At 27.8% G+C, this 21,747-nt stretch carries 21 protein-coding genes, 1 pseudogene and 1 riboswitch; of the genes and pseudogenes, 17 read left to right on the top strand and 5 right to left on the bottom strand.

The annotated features are described in order from the left end of the window. Window positions 1-174: 174 nt before the first annotated feature. The 7 genes and pseudogenes from ACRCYC_RS15810 (at window position 175) to glpT (ending at window position 8,261) form a co-directional block, all read left to right on the top strand. Window positions 175-1,674, top strand: a complete 1,500-nt coding sequence (locus ACRCYC_RS15810; RefSeq protein WP_438620063.1) for a reverse transcriptase domain-containing protein — start codon at window positions 175-177, stop codon at window positions 1,672-1,674. Between the two features lie 206 nt (window positions 1,675-1,880). Next, window positions 1,881-2,783, top strand: coding sequence for a radical SAM protein (locus ACRCYC_RS15805; RefSeq protein WP_438620062.1), 903 nt, complete (start codon window positions 1,881-1,883; stop codon window positions 2,781-2,783). 11 nt (window positions 2,784-2,794) lie between these two features. Next, window positions 2,795-4,054, top strand: coding sequence for a coproporphyrinogen-III oxidase family protein (locus ACRCYC_RS15800; RefSeq protein ID WP_438620061.1), 1,260 nt, complete (start codon window positions 2,795-2,797; stop codon window positions 4,052-4,054). Window positions 4,055-4,089: 35 nt separating this feature from the next. Next, a pseudogene (locus tag ACRCYC_RS15795) lies at window positions 4,090-4,327 on the top strand (family 1 glycosylhydrolase); the annotation flags it as partial. Window positions 4,328-4,612: 285 nt separating this feature from the next. Next, a complete protein-coding gene (locus ACRCYC_RS15790) occupies window positions 4,613-4,813 on the top strand; it encodes a helix-turn-helix domain-containing protein (protein WP_438620060.1) in 201 nt (66 codons plus the stop codon). Between the two features lie 18 nt (window positions 4,814-4,831). After that, complete coding sequence (locus tag ACRCYC_RS15785) at window positions 4,832-6,442, top strand: VapE domain-containing protein (RefSeq protein WP_438620059.1); 1,611 nt, start codon at window positions 4,832-4,834, stop codon at window positions 6,440-6,442. A 487-nt stretch (window positions 6,443-6,929) separates the two neighbouring features. Further along, window positions 6,930-8,261, top strand: a complete 1,332-nt coding sequence (glpT, locus tag ACRCYC_RS15780; RefSeq protein WP_438620058.1) for a glycerol-3-phosphate transporter — start codon at window positions 6,930-6,932, stop codon at window positions 8,259-8,261. Between the two features lie 329 nt (window positions 8,262-8,590). Here the strand turns inward: glpT and ACRCYC_RS15775 are convergent, their stop codons facing one another. The 4 genes from ACRCYC_RS15775 to ACRCYC_RS15760 are packed head-to-tail and all read right to left on the bottom strand — an operon-like array spanning window position 8,591 to window position 9,948. Further along, a complete protein-coding gene (locus ACRCYC_RS15775) occupies window positions 8,591-8,878 on the bottom strand; it encodes a hypothetical protein (RefSeq protein ID WP_438620057.1) in 288 nt (95 codons plus the stop codon). 29 nt (window positions 8,879-8,907) lie between these two features. Then, entirely contained in the window at window positions 8,908-9,204 is a 297-nt protein-coding gene (locus ACRCYC_RS15770; RefSeq protein ID WP_438620056.1) for a hypothetical protein, read from the bottom strand. A gap of 58 nt (window positions 9,205-9,262) precedes the next feature. Then, window positions 9,263-9,595 (bottom strand): hypothetical protein, encoded by a 333-nt coding sequence (locus ACRCYC_RS15765; RefSeq protein ID WP_438620055.1) that lies wholly within the window; start codon window positions 9,593-9,595, stop codon window positions 9,263-9,265. 44 nt (window positions 9,596-9,639) lie between these two features. Beyond that, window positions 9,640-9,948 carry a hypothetical protein gene (locus ACRCYC_RS15760; RefSeq protein WP_438620054.1) on the bottom strand — a complete coding sequence of 103 codons (309 nt, stop codon included), beginning with the start codon at window positions 9,946-9,948 and terminating at the stop codon, window positions 9,640-9,642. Between the two features lie 292 nt (window positions 9,949-10,240). Between ACRCYC_RS15760 and ACRCYC_RS15755 the strand changes: the two genes are divergently transcribed. Both ACRCYC_RS15755 and ACRCYC_RS15750 read left to right on the top strand, forming a co-directional pair. Then, a complete protein-coding gene (locus ACRCYC_RS15755) occupies window positions 10,241-10,948 on the top strand; it encodes a metal-dependent hydrolase (protein WP_438620053.1) in 708 nt (235 codons plus the stop codon). A 207-nt stretch (window positions 10,949-11,155) separates the two neighbouring features. Continuing rightward, window positions 11,156-12,322 carry an iron-containing alcohol dehydrogenase gene (locus tag ACRCYC_RS15750; protein WP_438620052.1) on the top strand — a complete coding sequence of 389 codons (1,167 nt, stop codon included), beginning with the start codon at window positions 11,156-11,158 and terminating at the stop codon, window positions 12,320-12,322. A gap of 54 nt (window positions 12,323-12,376) precedes the next feature. Here ACRCYC_RS15750 and ACRCYC_RS15745 read toward each other — a convergent pair whose 3' ends face one another. Then, entirely contained in the window at window positions 12,377-12,727 is a 351-nt protein-coding gene (locus ACRCYC_RS15745; protein WP_438620051.1) for a winged helix-turn-helix transcriptional regulator, read from the bottom strand. Window positions 12,728-12,915: 188 nt separating this feature from the next. Here ACRCYC_RS15745 and ACRCYC_RS15740 point away from each other — a divergent pair, with 188 nt between their 5' ends. The 8 genes from ACRCYC_RS15740 (at window position 12,916) to lysA (ending at window position 21,694) form a co-directional block, all read left to right on the top strand. Then, window positions 12,916-13,680: an ABC transporter ATP-binding protein gene (locus ACRCYC_RS15740; RefSeq protein WP_438620050.1), complete on the top strand. Its 765-nt coding sequence runs from the start codon at window positions 12,916-12,918 to the stop codon at window positions 13,678-13,680. After that, window positions 13,667-15,586, top strand: coding sequence for an ABC transporter permease (locus ACRCYC_RS15735; RefSeq protein WP_438620049.1), 1,920 nt, complete (start codon window positions 13,667-13,669; stop codon window positions 15,584-15,586). The genes ACRCYC_RS15740 and ACRCYC_RS15735 overlap by 14 nt, the downstream gene beginning before the upstream one ends. An 11-nt stretch (window positions 15,587-15,597) precedes the next feature. Then, window positions 15,598-16,098 carry a transglycosylase SLT domain-containing protein gene (locus ACRCYC_RS15730; RefSeq protein ID WP_438620048.1) on the top strand — a complete coding sequence of 167 codons (501 nt, stop codon included), beginning with the start codon at window positions 15,598-15,600 and terminating at the stop codon, window positions 16,096-16,098. Between the two features lie 194 nt (window positions 16,099-16,292). Then, window positions 16,293-17,765, top strand: a complete 1,473-nt coding sequence (locus tag ACRCYC_RS15725) for a protein adenylyltransferase SelO (RefSeq protein WP_438620047.1) — start codon at window positions 16,293-16,295, stop codon at window positions 17,763-17,765. 135 nt (window positions 17,766-17,900) lie between these two features. Then, window positions 17,901-18,575: a polymer-forming cytoskeletal protein gene (locus ACRCYC_RS15720; protein ID WP_438620046.1), complete on the top strand. Its 675-nt coding sequence runs from the start codon at window positions 17,901-17,903 to the stop codon at window positions 18,573-18,575. A 17-nt stretch (window positions 18,576-18,592) separates the two neighbouring features. Further along, window positions 18,593-19,363: a polymer-forming cytoskeletal protein gene (locus ACRCYC_RS15715; protein WP_438620045.1), complete on the top strand. Its 771-nt coding sequence runs from the start codon at window positions 18,593-18,595 to the stop codon at window positions 19,361-19,363. Window positions 19,364-19,376: 13 nt separating this feature from the next. After that, window positions 19,377-20,000 (top strand): DUF4004 family protein, encoded by a 624-nt coding sequence (locus ACRCYC_RS15710; protein WP_438620044.1) that lies wholly within the window; start codon window positions 19,377-19,379, stop codon window positions 19,998-20,000. Between the two features lie 96 nt (window positions 20,001-20,096). Next, window positions 20,097-20,272: riboswitch (Lysine riboswitch) on the top strand. Window positions 20,273-20,401: 129 nt separating this feature from the next. Continuing rightward, window positions 20,402-21,694: a diaminopimelate decarboxylase gene (gene lysA, locus ACRCYC_RS15705; RefSeq protein WP_438620043.1), complete on the top strand. Its 1,293-nt coding sequence runs from the start codon at window positions 20,402-20,404 to the stop codon at window positions 21,692-21,694. Window positions 21,695-21,747 lie beyond the last annotated feature (53 nt).

The following is a 21,747-nucleotide window of genomic DNA, read 5'->3' as shown; positions in this document are numbered from 1 at the left end:
ACGAACGGATGCCCGTTTCGCAATTTTATTGTTGTATTATTGATAATACGTTGTGTTATGAGGGAATGATAATCAAAAATCATTTTAAATTGAAAACTTACTTTTAATTCGGTGTATCCGTGGAAGCTCTTACTTTTGTAAGGGCTTTTGTATTATAAATAAAGGGGAGCGATCATGAGGGATGTAATATATGATTCAATAATTGAAGAAGCTAGAAAAAATGCTAAACGTTATCATATGTATCATAATAATTTAGAAATTATATACCAACGTAATAGAAAGCGAATTCAAAATCCACCGGTTAAGGATGTAAAAATACCAGACTGTTGGCAAGCAGATAAAAAATTTAATCCATTTTATGTAATAAAACATGCAAAGCAAATATCAAAGTCCATCAAATATAAGCTAAATAATGATGATTATAAACCTAAAGATCCATTTATTAGAGAGGTGGCCAAAGCATCAGGAGGAATAAGAAAAATAACAGTATATCAAATACCTGATGCTGCGATATCAAATTACTTATATCACAGGTTATTGAGTAAGAATAAACATAGGTTTAGCTCTTTATCATATGCATATAGAGATGATAGAAATGTTCACTATGCTGTGCAGGATATTTCATTAGAACTAAAATCTCATCCAAGGCTGTTTGTTGCAGAATTTGATTTTAGTGATTTTTTTGGATCAATAGAGCATGATTATTTATTTAAACAATTTGATCAGAATGGATTTATTATAAATGATTATGAAAGGCGGTTAATTAAAGCATTTGTTAATGTTAATGAGCGTGGAATACCGCAAGGAACATCAATTTCATTGTTTCTTGCTAATTTAGTTTGTTGGAAACTTGACCGAGCTCTTGAAGCAGAAGGCTTAAGATTTGCACGATATGCTGATGATACTGTAATTTGGTCAAATGATTATACAAAAATATGCAAGTCTTTTGAAATTATAACATCATTTTCAAAAGAAATAGGAGTTCATATAAACTTAAAAAAATCTGAAGGAATTAGCTTATTGTCAAGTAGGGATATGCCATCTGAATTTTATAAAACAAAAGAATATATTGACTTTTTAGGTTACAAATTATCAGGAAATAAAGTAAGTATAAAAAATAATAAGATTAGAGCGATTAAACAGGAAATTAGCTACTTATTGTATAGAAACCTTATTCAACCGATTAAAAGTAAGCCATTTATAGCCATAACTATACCTAATAACGATGAAGATGCAATGTTTGTAACAGCAATAATGCAAATCCGAAGGTATTTATATGGAAATTTAAATGATAAGTTACTAGAACTTTATTTAAGTGGAGTGTATAAAAGATTGAATTTTAAAGGATTGATGAGTTTTTACCCACTTATTGATGATGAAGAACAATTAAAGGAACTTGATGGCTGGTTAGTTTCTACTATTTTTAACTGTCTAAAACTAAGATCTAAGTTGTTATATGATGCTGGATTTGATGTTTCGCATCAATTTCCTTTTAATGTTGATAAAAGTCAAATAATAGAGAAGTGTAAAATACAACAATATAAAGGTAAAAAGGGATTAATGGAAATACCGAGTTTTACTAAAATTTATAAGGTTGTAAAAAAAGGTGTATTTGATTACGGTATTGATGGAGTAATGAATCCATTGTCTAATATATACAATTACTATCATTAATATGATAAATAAAATTATTAAATAAATCGTGGGTATTATTCCTGAGATTCGTCTCCACCATTGAAATCCTCGGAAACGAGGAACAAGAGAACTGCTAAATTTATAGTTTAGCAGTTCTTTTTATGTTATTCTAAAATAGAGATACAATTGTAAAAAATTTACAAAAATATATTGTTCAATACATTAAAATCGGGAGCGGACAAATCATGAAGCTAAAATCATTTATAGAATTTTCAACTTACGGATTAAAAACAATATTCCTAAAAAATACTAATCCTATACTAGCTACCATAATACTTACAGATTATTGTAACCTTACTTGTAAGCATTGTGCAGTCAACAATATAAACAAAATAATTCATCCCTATGAAGAAATAAAAGAGGAAATGATAAAGCTTTACAAAGAAGGCGTTAGAATCTTATTCTTTTGTGGAGGAGAAACTCTTCTTTGGGAGGATAAGGGAAAAAATGTAAAAGACTTAATAAAAGAAGCTAAAGAAATAGGCTTTGAATTAGTCAATATAGTTACCAATGGAACTATAGATTTAGATATTAAAGAAGCAGATATTATATTTCTAAGCATTGATGGAACCAAAGAAAATCATAATTATATAAGAGGTAATACCTTTGACACCATATTAAAAAATGTAGAAAAGGCTAATGAAAGTAATATTTGCGTTTATATGGCTATTAATAATAGAAATTATACGGACATAAAAAAATTATGCGAACTAGTTAAAAATACAAAAAATTTAAAGAGCATTTCTTTTAACTTTCATACCCCATATGAGGGAACAGAGGATTTAAGTTTAACTAAAGAACAAAAACTTGAGGTAGTAAATACTATAAAACATCTTATTAAGGAAGGTTATCCCATATTTAATTTATATTCTGCATTAGATTATTATTTAGATAATAATTGGAGCAGACCTTGTAAGCAATGTTTGGTAGTAGAAAATAAAAAAAGATTTATATGTGGAAGATGTGTAGAAATAGATGGACTATGTAATGAATGTGGATACTTATTTGCGGTAGAGTTCTCTTTATTGTTTAGTGGAAATCCTAAGATAATATATGAAACATTAAAAACATATTTGAAATTTGTATAGAGGGAGAAAATATGCTGACTAAAATTTTAAGACCAATACTAAATAGGAGTTTTAAACCCTTTGAATTTGTAAAATGTACTGATAATGATAATTTAGATTATGTAAATTTAAATAATAAAGATAATTTAGGCTTATATATACATATACCATTTTGTAAAAGTATATGCTCTTTTTGTCCATATAATAAAGTATTATATGACGAAAAAAAGGCTTTTGAATATAAACAAGCTTTGTTAAAAGAGATAGAACTAGCCAATATAAGATATAAAAAACAGGATATAACATCTTTGTATTTCGGAGGTGGAACACCTGCATTACTTATAGAATATCTTGAAGAAATTATAGATACTGTAAAAGAAAACTTCAATCTAAAAGGTAGCCTAGCTATAGAATTGCATCCAAGTAATATAAATTTAAGCTTATTGAATAAGTTAAAGAAATTAGGATTTAATATGATAAGTGTTGGAATTCAATCATTTAATAAAGATTGTTTAGAAAGTTTGGGTAGAAAAGAAAATAATGAAGCAGAAAAAATAAAGCTAGTTAAAGAAGTGGGATTTGAAACTATAGATGTAGATTTAATATTTGGAATACCTAATCAAAGTATAGAAGATTTAAAAGAAGATATGGTTTTGGCATTTGAAATTGGAGCAACTCAAATTTCTACTTATCCATTTATTGATTTTTCTTATGCTAATAATAAACGAAAACCTCTATCTGCTAATGAAAAGAAAAAAATGCTTTTTGAACTTGTAAATATGGCAGAAGAAATAGGTTTAGATAGAACCTCTGTATGGACTTTTGCTAAACCTAATACAGAAAAATATTCTTCTATAACTAGAGAAAATTTTATAGGATTAGGTCCAGGAGCTGCATCATTATTTGATGATAAGTTTAAATTAAATACTTTCTCTATTGAAGAATATATAAATGCAATAAATAAAAAGGAATTTCCTTGTGCTTTAGTATTAAATTTCACCAAGTTTTCAAGAAAATCGTATTGGTTATTTTGGAATGTTTACAACATGAATTTAGATAAAGAGCTTTATAAAAGAATGTTTGATAGTGATTTAAAGAAAGATTATAGAGCTGAATTGATGTTAGCTAAAAAAATGAATTTGTTGAAGGAAGATGAGTTTGGATACAAGGTCACTACAAAAGGTTCTTATTATTTCCATGCAGTAGAGCAAATTTATACTTTGCAATATATTGATAAGACATGGAGTATTGCACAAAATAACCCATGGCCGGACAAGATAAATTTATATTAATAGTGTGAAAAATCATATGTGTTATATAAAGAAGACATAAAGAAGATATAAAGCTATTTAGCGAAATAGGATTTAAAGTATATAGAATGAGTATTGCATGGAGTAGAATATTTCCTAAAGGGGACGAAGAAAAAGCAAATGAAAAAGGTCTTTAATTTTATTTTTAGAAGATACAAAGGTTTAGTTAAGTATTGGCTGACTTTTAATGAAATAAATATGATTTTACATGCTCTATTTATGGGGGCTGGTATTTGTTTTGAAGAAGGTGAAGATTTATATTAAACAAGAAAAAAGTAAAACTAATATTTGATATAACTTTTGTGAAGCATCTTAATTATTGAAATCCGCAAAAAGGCATTGATTAAAAATCAATGTCTTTTTTGCATGAGGAAAAATATAAATCACATTAATTACTATTTACATAAAAAGAGGGTATCGTGTTTCGCGAGGGGGGGTAAGGACATTAAAATAATTTATTCAAATACTTTATTGTAACTTTTCAAATACACCTGATATCATAACCTCATAAAACAAAACGAAACAAAATAGGAGGAAACAATGAAATATAAAATAAACACAGAACTAATAAACCTACAAATGCTAAAAAAGGGATACTCAATAACAAAACTAGCAAAAGAAAGCAAATTAGGAAAATCAACAGTATCAAGACTAATAAACCAAAATGGAAATTCAAGAGCAGAAACTATATATAAAATAGCAAAAGCATTAGAAATAGAAACAAAAGATATAATACTTTAAAAACAAGGGGGGATTAGGATGTATAAACAATACACAGATGAAATAAAAAGTCTTAGAGATTTAGAAACAATAATAAACTACTATTATCCAAACCAAATAACAAAAAACAAAATGAGCTGTCCTTTTCACCAAGACAAAACACCTAGTTTTCAAATAGCTGACAAAGGAAATGGTGCTTTTTACAAATGTTTTGGATGTGGAGTAGGTGGAGATATAATCGACTTTATAAAAAGAGTAGAAAAAATAGAATTTATAGAAGCTTTAAAAAAAGCTTATTATATATTAAACAAACCTTTATCATTACCCAAAAGTAATATAACAAGACTAAATACAGTAAATAAAAATAATATCAATGAATTTTACAATGAAAAAGTCAAAGAAGCTATAAATGAAGAAAACTTAGACAAAGCATTTGAGCTAAGTTGTAGACAAGAAGAAGAAAATAATAAAAAATATCATATAAACTTTCCCTACACAGACGAAAAAAATAAACCTAAGAAAATATGGGAAAACCTAGATGAATTATTGAAACAAAATAATATAACCATAAAGTACAACGAAATAATAAAAGATATTGAAATAACGGGGCTAGAAGGAACCAATTTTGAAAGTCAATTAGTAGACATACACTCGCTTTGCTATAAGTACGGATTTTCACTTAGCATAAATAAAATACATGCTTTTGTAAATCGTATAGCAAATAATTATCCAGTAAATCCAGTAGTAGATTATCTAAGAGATTGTTATATGAATTTTGATGGAGAAATGAAATACATACAAATGTTATGTGATGCTCTTATAACTAGAAATGATTTTAACCAAGAATTAAAAAAGCTATTAATAAGAAAATGGTTACTAAATACAGCTACTATTCCTTTTAATGAAGGAAATTCTAATATAGAAGGAATACTAACTTTGCAAGGAAAACAAGGTATAGGAAAAACAAGACTAATAAGAAAGTTAATACCTATACATGTTAAAACTGGCTTAGAGCTAGATCCAAGTGATAAAGATAAAGTATATCAATGTATAAAATATTGGGTATGCGAACTAGGTGAGTTAGATTCAACTCTTAAAAAAGATTTAGCAAAGCTAAAAGCATTTATAACGGAACAAATAGATGAGTTTAGAAGACCATATGGACTAGCACCTGTTAAGTATCCTAGAAAAACTTCTTTTTATGCAACTGTCAATAATGAAGAGTTTTTAAAAGATGAAACAGGTAATAGAAGATATTGGGTTATTCCTATTGAGAAGATAGATTTTGATAATATAGATAAAATAGATATAGATAAACTTTGGGGTGAAGTTATGCATCTTAAGGAAGAAAAGCTAGAAACAAATTATTTAAATCAAGAACAAATAGACAATCTAAATACGAGTAATGCTGATTTTAAAGTTATAGGTCATTTAGAATTAGGTATTAATACAGAATTTGATTGGGATGTTAATAGAGATAGATGGACTTGGAAATCTTCAACGGATATAGCTAATAAACTACATCTAAAATCTAGTAAAGGCCTTAGAGCTAACTTAGAAAATAATGGAGCAGTTTATAAAAAAGTAGGAAATAAGCGGGGATATTTTACGCCACCATACAAGACACTATTTGGACATAGTGGGTTTTAAGTACACTAAATATTAGAATTTTGGATGATGAAATATAAAACAAACTGAAAATTTTATAAAAGTACAGCAAAACTACATTAAAAATACAATAGGTATTATGTTTGGTGTACCGAGTTAAACATATATAAATCAATGATTTTAAGGATTAGTACATTAAGTACATTAGATTTTATAATATTTTAAGTTTTTTATTATAAGTATATATTTTAAGTTTTTATTATTATTGATGTACTGATGTACTGTGATATTAAGATTTAGTGGAATCAATAATAAATTTAGTAGAAGTGTTAATAGTTTTATTTGTTGAAAATTGTTGAAAAATAAGGTAATATATGGTAAATTTTATATAAGAGATAAAAAGTTTAGATAAAATACAATATAACGTGCGTTAGAGAATTGGAGCCAAGCACAAGCCTTAAATATTAGTACAATAGAACTAATATAGGCTTAGCTTGGTTTTTTTTAGCGTAAGGGAGGGAGATTTTTAATGCTAAAATTTTTAAAGCCGGCACCTTATATAAAAAGACTGCCAGAAGAAGAAATCGCACCAACATATAAAAGATATCGTATCCAGGTGTTTATAAGTATTTATGTAGGATATCTTATCTACTATTTTGTAAGAAGTAATTTTGCCTTATCAAAGGTATATCTTATAGAACAGGGGTTTACAAAGGTTGAGATAGGATTTATTGCATCAGCTTTAGGACTATCATATGGTGTTAGTAAATTTGTAATGGGAAACATATCAGATAGATCTAACCCAAGATATTTCTTAGCAATAGGGCTTATATTGTCAGGTATAGTAAATTTATTTTTACCAAATGCAACAAATATTTCTCTTATGTTTATTTTAATGTTATTAAATGGATGGTTCCAAGGAATGGGATGGCCTCCATGTGGTAGAATAATGACTCACTGGTTTTCAGATCGTGAACGTGGTGTAAAGATGTCTATTTGGAATACTGCACATAATATAGGTGGAGGATTTATAGCTACAGTTGCATTAATTGGGGTATCATTATTTGGAACATGGAAAGGTATTTTTTATTTACCAGCAATAATAGCAATTGTAGGTGGAATAGTATATACTATATTTGCAAGAGATACTCCGCAATCTGTTGGGTTACCTCCAATTGAAGAATTTAAAGATGATTATCCAGAGTATGAGGTTGAAGGTATAGATGCTGAAGAAGAACTTACTGCTAAGGAAATTTTATTTAAGTATGTATTAAATAATAAGTTGTTATGGTGTATAGCTGTGGCAAACGTTTTCGTTTATTTGGTTAGATATGGGGTTATAAGTTGGGTTCCTACATATCTACAAGAAGTTAGAAATTTTGATCCAAAAGATTCTGCTATAGCATTTGCATTATTTGAATATGCAGCTATACCTGGAACTATTATAGTTGGATGGATTAGTGACCATGTATTCCATGGTAGACGTGCTCCAATGGGGGTAATATGTATGGTTGGAGTAGCTATAGCAACAATGGTATATTGGAAAAGTACAAGTCCACTTGCTATAAATTGTGCGCTTGCATCAATAGGAGCATTAATTTATGGACCTGTTATGTTAATAGGGGTAAGTGCACTGGATCTTGTACCTAAAAAAGCAGCTGGGACTGCAGCAGGATTTACAGGTTTATTTGGATATATGGGAGGACAAGTTCTAGCTGAGTTGGCAATGGGTATGGTAGTTGATAAATTTAACTGGGATGGAGGATTTATAATGCTAATAATATCTTCGATTTTAGCAATAGTATTTTTATCATTTACTTGGAATGCTCATAATACAAAAGATAAAGCTAGTGCTAGTTAGATAGAGATATAATATATATAATGAAGATAAATAATAATTAATAAAACTGGTGGTATGGTTTTAATGAATCATCTACAACGTTTAAATTTACTAAAAAGATATTGGATATTTATCCAGTATCTTTTTTATTTGGGTTAAAAGCATGTCTGTGGTATCGATGAAGGTAGAAATAGAAAACCGTACCATAATATATGATAATAATTTAATTAGTAAGATATTAGCAAAGGATAATTAGAAATAAGGAGAGTCATGTTGTAGATTGTATAAAGACTGATGAGATTTTTTTATAAAATAATAAAAACACCTCATTTAAAACAAGGTGATTTTTATTAATATATATCTTCATTATAAGTTATTTGAACAATATAGTCTAAGCTAGTATTCTTAATTCCTAATATAAACTCACCATTTATATCAGTAAAAGTAAATGTTACAGGAGTTGATTTTGTATTTTCTAAATAGCTCAAAACTACTGTAGCTTTATAAACTGGAGTTCCATCAGTAAAAGTAACTTTACCCTTAACAACTGAACCTATTTGCTCAGTTATTACTATTGTTTTATTACAAATCTCACCTTGATTAACTTTTAAATTTAAACTTCCATTAAAAGTACCCATGAATCTGCCTCCATGCTTTTAAAAGTATGTTATATATACCTATAAACAACAACATTATATATTTTATTCTCTAGAGGTATGAAAGAGAAATAGTATTTACCCTCCTCATTAGTAAATGTAAAACACTTATCAATAGATATATTGCTAGTTTTATCAATTTCTTCAAGACAAACACCAAACCCATTGGCAAGGGTTCCATCTTTTAAAGTTACTGTTCCAAATATAATAGATATTTCTTCAGGTGATAACACGAAACTATTTGAAATTATAATATTTTTTTGCAAATCTTCTTTTCTTATGAACCATGTTATTTGTGAATAGAGCATTTTAAATCCTCTTTATTTAAATAAGGGAGGGAAAACACCTCCCTTATATTTTTTATAGTTAGAATATAATCAATGATGTTAGTATAGCTATAGCTGTGATTGATATACCTATAAAAATATTTTTATTATATTTTTTATACTTATATATTTTTTCAATATTAGATTCATTTGAAGATCTATCTTCCACATTTTCACTAGCAGAAAGTGGAGAGGTAGTATTTGATGAGTTATGAAGAGTTTCTATATTTATAACTATAGGTCCATCTTTTGATAGTTTGGATATATATTCTCCAGTAAATTTATTACTATTTGAATCCTCTCCATTAATATTTAACGAAACTACCTCTAACTTTTCACATTCCTTACCATTTATTATTTTTTTACTGGACATTTTATATCAACCTTTAACTTAATAAAATTATTTTAAACCTGTTATTATGAAAGTACTTTATAAACATTAAGACTATATTTTGCAGTTCCAGAAGGAGTAAATGCAAATCCGTAAGTTCCGCTTGTATCTGTTTTTAATGTAGCTATTGCTACTGTAGGAGCAGCATCATCTACTAATTCAAGAATAACAGCTTCTCCAGAAACAACAGTTACAGTACCTTTTATTATACTTTTAGTACTATCATTAGCTTCGTAATTAGCTGCTATATCTAATACAGTAACAGAACCTGCAGCTAGATTATCTGCCATAGTTGTTGATTTAACTTGTTTACAGTCTTTAACTACAAATGCCATAAAATATCACCTTTAGAATTATATTTGATTTTATAGCTATTTACTAGCTATAGTACATATTATGAAATTCATCAAAAAGTGTGAATAAAAGTTTATTATTTGCATTTTAATTTAACACAAATTGAGGATTATTAATATTTTATAATATTATATGTAGTCTTAAATATAAGCAGGTAGAACAATTTACATATTTTAAAATAGGCTTTATAAAAGTTAGGTATACTTGCTGTAAGTAGTGTATTATTATAAAATATAAATTAAAATGTAGACATAAAGACTAGGAGAGACATGGATGAATGGAAGGACGCATAAATGTGGTGGAGTAGCACTAGCTACTTTGGCAGTACTAGCTCTAGGAAGTAGAAATACAGTATCAGTAGAGCAAGGAGTTATGCTTATTACAGGAGCAAGTTTTGGAGCTTTGTTACCAGATATAGATCATAAAGGTAGTGAAGTAGGCAAAAAATTAAAACCAATATCTAAGATTATTTGTAAAAATACTGAACATAGAGGTTTCACGCATACCTTAGTATGTACAGCTTTGGTAGCTATATTTTTATTTGGAACGGTAGATTTTCTTAAAAATATTTACAAAGGAGATTTAAACTCTAGACTTATTTTAGGTGCTGCAAGTGGTTTTTTAATTTGGATAGCACTAGATACAGCATTAAATTCTATGAGACCTAAGTTTGTACATAACAAGAAAATTAGAAAATTATTGGATTTAGAATTACCATCTTTGATAGTTTTAGTAATACTTTGTACAGTGTTTTCAACTATGGTTTATAATAGCTTAGGTATATTTGCTTTGGGAGCAACTATTGGATATGTAAGTCATATTATTTTAGATTTATTTAACCCAATGGGAGTGCCGATATTATACCCACTTAGTAAACGTAGATTACATATAGCTAATATAAAAACAGGAACACAAGAAGGAATGATTAGTGCAATGTGTAATATTGCAACGATTGTCGCTTTATATAAAATTTTTATATAAATAAACTTATCCCACATTAAGTGGGATTTTTTTATTAAAAAATTTAAAATGTGTATCCTATGAAATCACATAAATACTACCTTTTGGTTTGTGTCATACCAAAAGGTGCCTTCTTTTTTTTATGTTGAAACGTCTATATACTAATAAATGTAGCAACAAACAAACACATAAATTAAAACATTTATATAAAAATAGGAGGAATGGAAAATGAATAGATTTACAATACCAAGAGACTTATATTTTGGAGACGATGCAATAGATCATTTAAAAGAAGTAAAGGGTAATAAAGCTATGCTTGTAATAGGATCTGAGAGATTAATAAAAGATGGAACAGTTCCTAAAATACAAGAAAACTTAAAATTAGCTAATATAGAAAATATAGTTTTTACAGGGGTAGAAAATGATCCATCAGTAGCAACTGTTAGAAAAGGTGTTGAAATGATGAATGATTTCAACCCAGATTTAATAATTGGTATAGGAGGAGGATCTCCAATAGATGCAGCAAAAGCTATGTGGATATTCTATGAATACCCAGAGTTTACTTTCGAAGAAGCTGCAAAGCCATTTAATTTACCAGAACTTAGACAAAAAGCTAAATTCATAGCAATACCAACAACTAGTGGTACAGCTACAGAAGTAACTTCATTTGCGGTAATAACAGATAATGAAACAGGAGTAAAATACCCTATAGCAGATTACAATGTAACACCAGATTTAGCTATAGTTGATACGAAATTAGTGCAAACTATGCCTAAAGTATTAGTAGCAAATACAGGAATGGATGCATTAACACATGCGATAGAAGCATATGTATCAAATGCTAGTAATCCTATAACAGATGCATTAGCTATGAAATCAATAGAAATGATATATGCAAATTTAATTGATTCTTATAATGGAGAGGAACAAGCTAGAAAAGATATGCATATAGCTCAAAACTTAGCAGGAATGGCATTTTCAAATGCAATATTAGGTATAGTTCACTCTATGGCACATAAGACTGGTAAGATATTTGATATACCTCATGGATTAGCAAATGCTATATATCTATCACCAGCTATACAATTCAATGCAAAAACAGCAGGTGATAAGTATGCAGATATAGCTAGAAGATTAGGATTACAAGGAAATAGTGAAGAAGAATTAGTTAACTCATTAGTAAATCTTGTAAAACAATTTAGAAAAGATATGGGAATGGTTAATTCATTACAAGAATTTGGAATATCTGAAGAAGTATTTATGGAGAATTTACAATCAATATCAGAAACATCAGTAGCTGATCCATGTACAGGTACAAATCCAAGAGAAATATCAGTAGAAGAAATGAAAGAATTGTTTAAAGCTGTTTACTACGGAGCAGATGTAAACTTCTAATAAAATCATATTAAATGAAAGTAAAGCCTTCTATTAAATTAGAAGGCTTTATTTTTATTTGTTTAATTCTGAAACAAATTCCTTACCCCAAATATCCATTTCATTTAATATAGGCAATAACTTTAATCCTAAGTCAGTAAGTGAATATTCAACCATAGGAGGTACTTGGTTATAAATTTTCCTATGTACAAGACGATTTTTTTCTAAAGATCTTAGCTGCTGAGTTAACATTTTTTGACTTATATCTGGAATTATATTTCTAAATTCATTATAGCGAATAACTTTATGAATACCTAAGTTCCATAATAGAAGAGATTTCCATTTGCCGCTTATAATTTCTAGAGTAACTTCAATTTCACACCTATAATTACTACAACTAACTTTATTTGTTCTATCTAAAGGCAAAAAATCACATCCTAACTTTTATTATATATTTTATTTTATCATGTATTACAATAAACAATCAAAACTTTAAGAAATCATATATTTTATAATTACAAATTTGTAAGTCTATTGATATGTAAATCAATATTAGAAAATCACAAAACCTAGTATACTGAATTACTGTAAAGAGAAATAGGAGGTAGTAAAATATGTCTAAAATATTAGAAGTTAAAAATTTAAAAAAAATATATGGAAATAAAGAAAATCAACAAACAGTATTAAATGGTATAGATTTTCAAATTAACAAAGGAGAATTTGTAGGAATAATGGGTCCTTCTGGAGCTGGTAAAAGTACTCTTTTAAACATAGTATCTACTATAGATACTGCATCTAGCGGAGACGTTAAGATAGAAGATAAAAATATAACTAACTTAGACAACAAGCAGATATCTAAGTTTAGAAGAGAAAGCTTAGGATTTATATTCCAAGATTTCAATTTATTAGATACATTATCTGTAAAAGATAATATTGCATTACCATTAGCTCTTGGTAGAGTTGATGCAAAAACAATAAATCAAACTGTAAAATCAATAGCTACTACATTGGGAATAGAAACTTTACTTGAAAAGTATCCTTATGAAGTATCAGGAGGACAAAAGCAAAGAACAGCTTGTGCTAGAGCTATAATCACTAAACCTTCATTAATATTAGCAGATGAGCCTACGGGAGCACTTGATTCTAAGTCATCTGCAGATCTTTTAAATGCGATGACAAGATTAAATCAAGAACAAGATGCAACTATAATGATGGTTACACATGATGCTTTTGCTGCTAGTTATTGTAATAGAGTTTTATTTATAAAGGATGGTTTAATATTTAAGGAAATTATCAAAATTGGGTCTAGAAAAGAATTCTTTAATGAAATTTTAGATGTTTTATCATTGATAGGTGGTGGTGATAATGGTCTTATTTAATATAGCTAAAAAGAATGTAGAGAAGAATTTAAAAGGATATTTTTTATACTTTTTCTCTATAGTATTTACTGTATGCATGTATTATTCATTTAAGAACTTACAGTACAATCCAAGTATAGATGCTGTATTATCAGCGAGTACAAAGGTATCTACTGCATTTAATGCAGCTTCAATTGTAATTGCTTTATTTTCAGTTTTATTTATATGGTATTCAAATAGTTTCTTTATAAAGAAAAGAAAAAAAGAGATAGGACTATATGCTCTTTTGGGAATAGAAAATAGAGAAATAGGGCTGTTATTATTCTTTGAAACATTAATAATAGGTTCAGCAGCGCTAGTAATAGGAATAATATCAGGAATCATAGTTTCTAAACTTATGCTAGTAGTACTTTTAAAGCTTATTGGCTTAAATTTAGATATTACTTTTGCAGTATCATTTAAAGGTATATTTGATACATTTATACTTTTCATGCTAGTATTTTTATTTATGGCTTACCAAAGTAATAGAATAATATATAAATTTAAACTTATAGAATTATTTAAGGCTTCAAGTGTATCTGAAAAATCTAAAAAAGGATCAAAATTATTAGCTTTAATGTCAATAATCCTTATAGGACTTGGATATGCAGCATATATTATAGTTTCAAAAAACATAAATCTAGTTTTAGGAGCTATGATTACATTACCTACAGTTGTAATAGGTACATTCCTGTTCTTTGGATCTTTTATGTATTTTATAATTAGAAAAAAGAAAAATAATGAGAATAACTATTACAAAGGATTAAATATGATATCTACATCTCAATTGCTATATAGAATTAGCAGTAATGCAAAGATGTTGGCTATAATATCGATATTAAGTGCTACAACGTTGACTGCTATAGGGGTAGCTATGACTACTTATTTTATGAGTTCTCAAAATGTAGAAAGAATTGCTCCCTATTCATATACTTTAAAAATTGATAACAAAGATTATATAAACGAATTTGAAGATGCTTTAAGCAAGTCAGATAACCATGAATTAAAGAATAAAATTGAATATAAGTATATTGAATTACCGGCGGTACAAACAGACTCGAGTGCTAAATATACTGATAGATTTGAAATAATATCTTTATCAGAGTTAAATGAAATATTAAATTTAAAAGGTGATAAAGAAATAGATAATATAAAAAACGATGAATTTATTCATGTGTATCCTAAAGAACGTGATTTTGAATTTAAGTCAACAGTTGATATAAATAATAATGGATCTACAGTTAATTTAAAACTTAAATCTGATTTAGATAAGGTGTTATATAATACTAATATTCAGGATACTATAGTCGTAGCTGATAGTACTTTTGAAAATTTAAAAGCAACTAATGACGTAAGCACTTACTACACATATGATATAACTAATCAAAAAGATGGTGAAGACTTTGATAATGAAGTCGCAAAAATAACTGAAAAATATGCAGTTGGAGATTATGAAAAATCAGTTAGTAGATTAATGAAATCTTACTATTCAACATTCAAAGCAGAATTTACAACTTCTGGAGTATTAGTATTTATAGGAGTATTTGTAGGATTAGTATTTTTAGTATGTACTGGTAGTGTAATATTCTTCAAGTTATTATCTGAGGCTCAAGATGAAGCACCTAGATACAATGTATTATCAAAAATTGGAGTAGATGAAAGTGATATAAAATCAGCTGTGTATAAGCAAGTTGGATTCAACTTCTTCGTGCCATTGTTAGTAGGAAGTATCCATAGTATTGTAGCAAATTATGTTGTTTGTGATATGATGGGGCAAAGCACAACATTTGTAATGGCATCTACATTGATACCTTACTCAATAATTTATATAACTTATTATTTAATTACATCTAAATATTATCTTGATATAGTTACTAAAAAAAATTAGGGGAAATTAATATGAAAAAAATAATGACTACCATAGTAACAATTGTACTTATATTAGTAGGAGTGATTTTTACGATAAGAACAGCATTATTTCCTATAGAAAATAAATCTGATATAAAAAGAATTGCTAATGAATATAAAATAGATCCATATTTATTAGCTGAACTTGCGCACTTTGAATCTAGATTTGATAATAAGAAATATGAGTCAAATTCAAATAATGGGATTTTAAGATTTAGTGATGAAGCTTCAATGAAATTAGCTAAAGAATTGAAAATGAGTAAATTTAAACCTAAGGATTTAGTTGACTCACAAACTAGTTTAAAGCTAGGAGCATATTATGTATCTAAATTTAACAATCAAGGTTTAGAAACAGTTATTCGAGAATGGAATGTTAAAAATGGGGATGAAGACACTATTGATAGGAGAGCATATGCTAGTCAATACTATCTTCCAAAGATAGAAAGAAATATGAAAATATTTAAATTATTATATCCAGAATTACAGTTTTAAATATATAAATAAATTATAATATTTCACGATATAGTGAAAATGGGAATGTTATAGCTGTGATTAAGTATTTGGGTTAAAATACTTAGTCACAGTTTTTTTATTTCTATAAATAAACTTATTTCAAATTAAGAATAAGGGTATATTAATTTAATAAAAGAAATACATTTCAAATATAAAATATACAAGGAGTAGATATGTTAAATAAAAAAGAAATTGTAGATATGGGATGGAAGCTAGATAATAGTTACACTATGTTACCAAAGTTATTTTACAGTAGAATAAATATAAATCCAGTAAAAGATCCTAAATTAGTAATTTTCAATGATGATTTAGCAAAAATTTTAGGATTAAATAGCAATTTGATTAAAAGTTATAAAGGTATATCAATACTTTCAGGAAATGAAACTATAGAAGAAGGTTCATTTATTGCTCAAGCTTATGCTGGTCACCAGTTTGGTCATTTTACAATGTTAGGAGATGGAAGAGCTTTATTAATAGGTGAGCAAACAACACCTTCAGGTGAAAGATATGATATTCAACTTAAAGGATCTGGAAGAACACCATATTCACGTGGAGGAGATGGAAGAGCAGTTCTTGGGCCTATGCTTCGTGAATACATAATAAGTGAAGCCATGCATGGACTTGGTATTCCAACGACACGTAGTTTAGCAGTAATAAAGACTGGAGAATCAGTAGTTCGTGAAAAAATACAAGAAGGTGCCATATTAACTCGTGTAGCTTCTAGCCATATACGATTTGGTACATTTCAGTATGCAGCCCAATTTGGTAGTATAGATGATATTAAAAAACTAGCTGATTATACAATAAAAAGACATTTTAAAAATATAGAAGATAATGAGAATAAATATATTAATTTACTTAAAGAAGTAATAAAATCTCAGGCTAGCCTTGTTGCTAAATGGCAAACTGTTGGATTTATACATGGGGTTATGAACACAGATAACATGACCATTAGTGGAGAGTCTATTGATTATGGACCTTGTGCTTTTATGGATAGCTATAACCCAAATACAGTGTTTAGCTCTATTGATACTCAGGGACGTTATTCATATAAAAATCAACCTATTATGTGTGAATGGAATTTATGTAGATTTGCTGAAGCTTTATTACCATTGTTACATGAAAATCAAGATGAATCTATAAAAATAGCACAAGATGCAATTTCAGATTTTACAGATATATATTATTTGAATTGGCTATCTAAAATGAGATCAAAGTTAGGTTTATTCAATGAAGAAGCACAGGACAAAGCTATAATTGAAGATCTTCTTAGCATGATGGAAAAGTATAATGAAGATTTCACAAATACTTTTATATATTTAACCTTTGAAAAAAATAACGGTAGAGAAATGTTTAGTAGTATAGAGTTTGATAATTGGTACAAGATATGGCAAGAAAGATTACAAAGACAGCCACAATCGAAAGAATTAGTAAATCAATTAATGAAAAATTCTAATCCAGCAGTAATTCCAAGAAATCATAGGGTAGAAGAAGCAATAGAAGCTGCGAATAAAGGTGATTTTCAAGTTATGCAAAAATTAATAGAAATAGTTTCAAAACCGTATGATCATTCTAAAGACCAAGATGAATATTCAAAGCTTCCGAAAGTGACAAACTGTTCTTATAGAACATATTGTGGAACATAATATTATTAAGATCACTCTGATTTAAATTAGGGTGATTTTTTATTTATAAAAATTAATAAGTTTTTACCTTGATTGTGTAACAATGTTATGCTAATGTAATATTATATAATAAAACAATGTTACGGAGGATGTTATATGGAAAATAAATTAAATTCAATTAACATAAATGGAATGGGAACATATCCAGGTGGAGAATTTGACAAAGTATCTATATCAGGTAATGGTAAAATTCATGGAAATATAATATGTAACAAGTTCAGTGTATCAGGTAATGGAATAGTTACAGGTAATATAGATAGTGAAAAATTTTCAACATCAGGAAATTGCAAAATAGAAGGAGATATAAACTCTAAGGAGTTAAATACATCAGGGTCTTTAAAATGCTTAAAAAGTATAAATTCTGATAAAGTTAATGTAAGTGGAGTTTTAAAAGTATTATCAGATATAGAATGTGAAGATGTTTATATAGATGGGGTAATAAATTGTGGAGGTTTTTTGAATTGTGAAAACTTCGACTTGAGAATAGAAGGAAAATCAACAATAGATGAAATAGGAGCAAGTACAGTAAATATAAGTTATGAAAGAAGATTATTACAAAGTATTTTCAATTTATTGATACCTAAAAAATTGTATAGACTAACTGTAAATAGTATAGAAGGCGACAATATACAATTAGAAAATAGTTATGTGAAAATTATTAGAGGAAAGAACATAAAAATAGGGGCAGACTGTAATATAGATACTATTGAGTATAGTGGAACTATTGAAGTAGACGATAGATCAAAAGTAAAAAACATAAATAAGATATAAGGTAGGAGGTAAACTGTATGAATCATGATATAAAAATAATGGGTGATGGATTTATAAGCCCTGGAGAATATGAAAAGATAAGTGTTATGGGAGATGCAACTTCAACAGGAAATGTAAAAGCTAGCCAAGTTAAAGTTAATGGAAACGCAGTATTTAGTGGAAATTGTGACTTTGGAAGTTTAAAAATAAATGGAGATGCAACTATAAAAGGAAGTTTAATATCAAATTATTTAAAAATAAATGGAGATTTAACGGTAGATAAAAATTGTGAACTAGATACCTTAATAGTACGTGGAGATGCCAAGTTTAATTATGACGTTGAGTGTAACAATGTTACAATATATGGAGATACCAATATAAAAGGAAATTTAAAAGCTAAAGAAGTAAGAGTTATAGGACATATAAGTGTAGATGGAGATATTGAATGCGAGAACATAGTGATAGATGGTTCTATAGATTGCAATGGATTAATAAATTCAGAGGATATTACTATCTATCTTAAAGGAAAGTCTCGTTGCAATGAAGTTGGAGCTACTAATATTAATATACGTAAGCAAAACAATAAGTCAATTTTAACATTTTTAAGTTTATCTAGTATCTTAACTAAAAGTTTTAAATGTAGTACTATAGAAGGCGATTATATTAAACTTAAAAATTGTGATATAACAAATATAAGGGGTAAACAAGTTGATATAATAAGCAACTGTAATATAGACAATATAGAATACACTAGCAATCTTAATATATCTAAAAATTCAACTGTAAAAAATCATGTTAAGATAGGCTAAGGAGGACAAAAATATGGATGAATTAATATCAAAGAAAGACTTATTGATAAAGGCGAATATTTCCTATGGTCAATTATATAGATGGAAGAGAAAAAATATTATACCTGAAGAGTGGTTTATAAAAAAATCTACATTTACAGGACAGGAAACTTTTTTTCCAAAAGAAAAAATATTAGAAAGAATAGATTTAATACTTTCTATGAAAGATGATGTGTCTTTAGATGATATAGCAAATATGTTTACTAAAAAAACAGATGCAAAAGAATTTAATATGGAAATTATGTTAGATAAAAAAGTTATAAGTAATTATACTAAAGATATATTTTATAATTTTTATCAATCTAATACTATGATAGGAAGAAAAGAATTATTAGCAATTACTATAATAGAAAAATATCTTGTAAAATCAGTTATAACTATGGAAGAAATGAAATCGATAATAAGTATAATAAACAATGATTTTGAGAAGATTTATAAAGATAACTCTAGAATTTATGTATTTAGAAAATTAGGGGTACCTTTTGTGATTGGATGTATAGATTATAAGCAGGTAATACTTGATAAAGAACTTATTAAAATAATTGAAATAGATATTATGAGAGAGATAAGTGAAATGAGTAAAAATTTAATAATATAATTTATAATATGAATATTTTAAAATTATTTAAAATATTCAGAAAAAACATTGACAAATACAAATTTGATATGTAAAATAACGTATTAACAAAAGAATATTGATTGTAGAGGTCGCGATATTTATCAGTACCAATAATGAGGTAAGCACAATGACTTATTGGGAAAGGAACTATCGCCGAAGGATATAGCTTAAGCTTTAAGGCTATAATCCTGGGTATGCATAGAATATATGTATAACTGTCACAAGGTAAATTGTGTTGAGCTACATTTGAGGAATAGATAGTATTTTATATTAGTATAATTATCCCCCCTTAAGTGATGACTTAAGAGGGGATTTTTTATATAGAAAACTAAAATGTCCTGTAGCAACCTCAAAACATCAAAATATGGGAGGTTATGCAAATGAAATTACAAGGAACAATGTCTATTAGAGAAAATCAGCTTTATATAGGAGGTGTGAGTTGTGAAGAGCTTAAAGAAAAATATCAAACACCCTTATATATATTTGATGAAGAATTAGTTAGAAATAATTGCAGAGAATATGTAGATAACTTTAGAGTTAATGAAAGTGGTAATAGAGTTGCTTATGCAGGTAAAGCTTTTTTACCAATGCATATGTGCAACTTGATAAACGAAGAGGGATTGTATCTTGATGTAGTATCTGGAGGAGAATTATATACAGCGCACAAGGTTGATTTCCCAATGGAAAGAATATTATTTCATGGAAATAATAAAACGATAGAAGAAATAATTATGGGTGTAGAGTTTGGAGTAGGAAGATTTGTTGTAGATAATTATTATGAATTAGATATATTAGAAAAAATTTGTGAAGAAAGAAATACAAAGCAACTTATATACTTTAGAATAACTCCAGGGATAGAGGCGCATACCCATGACTATATAAAAACAGGTCAAATTGATTCTAAATTTGGATTTACATTATCAAATGGAGATTTACATAGTGCGATAGAGAATATGAAAAATTATAAAAATATAGAATTAGTAGGAATACATGCACATATAGGGTCTCAAATATTTGATGTTGAACCATATCTAGATGAAGTGAAAATAATGATGAACTTAGTAAAAGAAATTAAAGAAACATATAATATAGATATAAAAGAAGTTGATTTAGGTGGAGGTGTAGGAGTTTATTACACTGAAAAAGATGAACCTAAAACTATACAGCAATTCTGTGAAGCTATAATAAAAAGATCAAATAAAGTATGCAGAGAAATAGGAATAGATACACCTATTTTAATAATAGAACCAGGTAGATCAATAGTAGCGAATGCAGGAAGTACAATATATACAGTGGGGTCTATAAAAGATATAAAAGATGTAAGAACTTATGTAAGTGTAGATGGAGGAATGACAGATAATATAAGACCTTCACTATATCAAGCAGGATATGAATGTGCAATAGCCAATAAAATGGGCCAAGAAAAAAATAATCAAGTAACAATAGCAGGTAAGTGTTGTGAAAGTGGGGATATACTTATAACAGATGCAGATATTATGGATATAGAAAGTGGGGACATACTAATAATGTCTTCAACGGGTGCATATGGATATTCTATGTCATCAAATTATAATAAAATAACAAAACCAGCAGTTGTATCTGTACAAAATGGAGAAGTTAAATTAATATGCAAAAGACAGAGCTATGAAGAACTTTTAAACTTAGAATTGTAATTAGAAAAATTTTTAATAGTTGATGCGACATATGACAATACATAAGCGCATCA

It is taken from the genome of Paraclostridium sp. (genome assembly GCF_051657365.1).
In the GTDB taxonomy this organism is placed as follows: Bacteria; Bacillota; Clostridia; order Peptostreptococcales; family Peptostreptococcaceae; genus Paraclostridium.
Note: the sequence above shows the minus strand (reverse complement) of the source record. Positions and strands in the feature narration are given on the sequence as shown.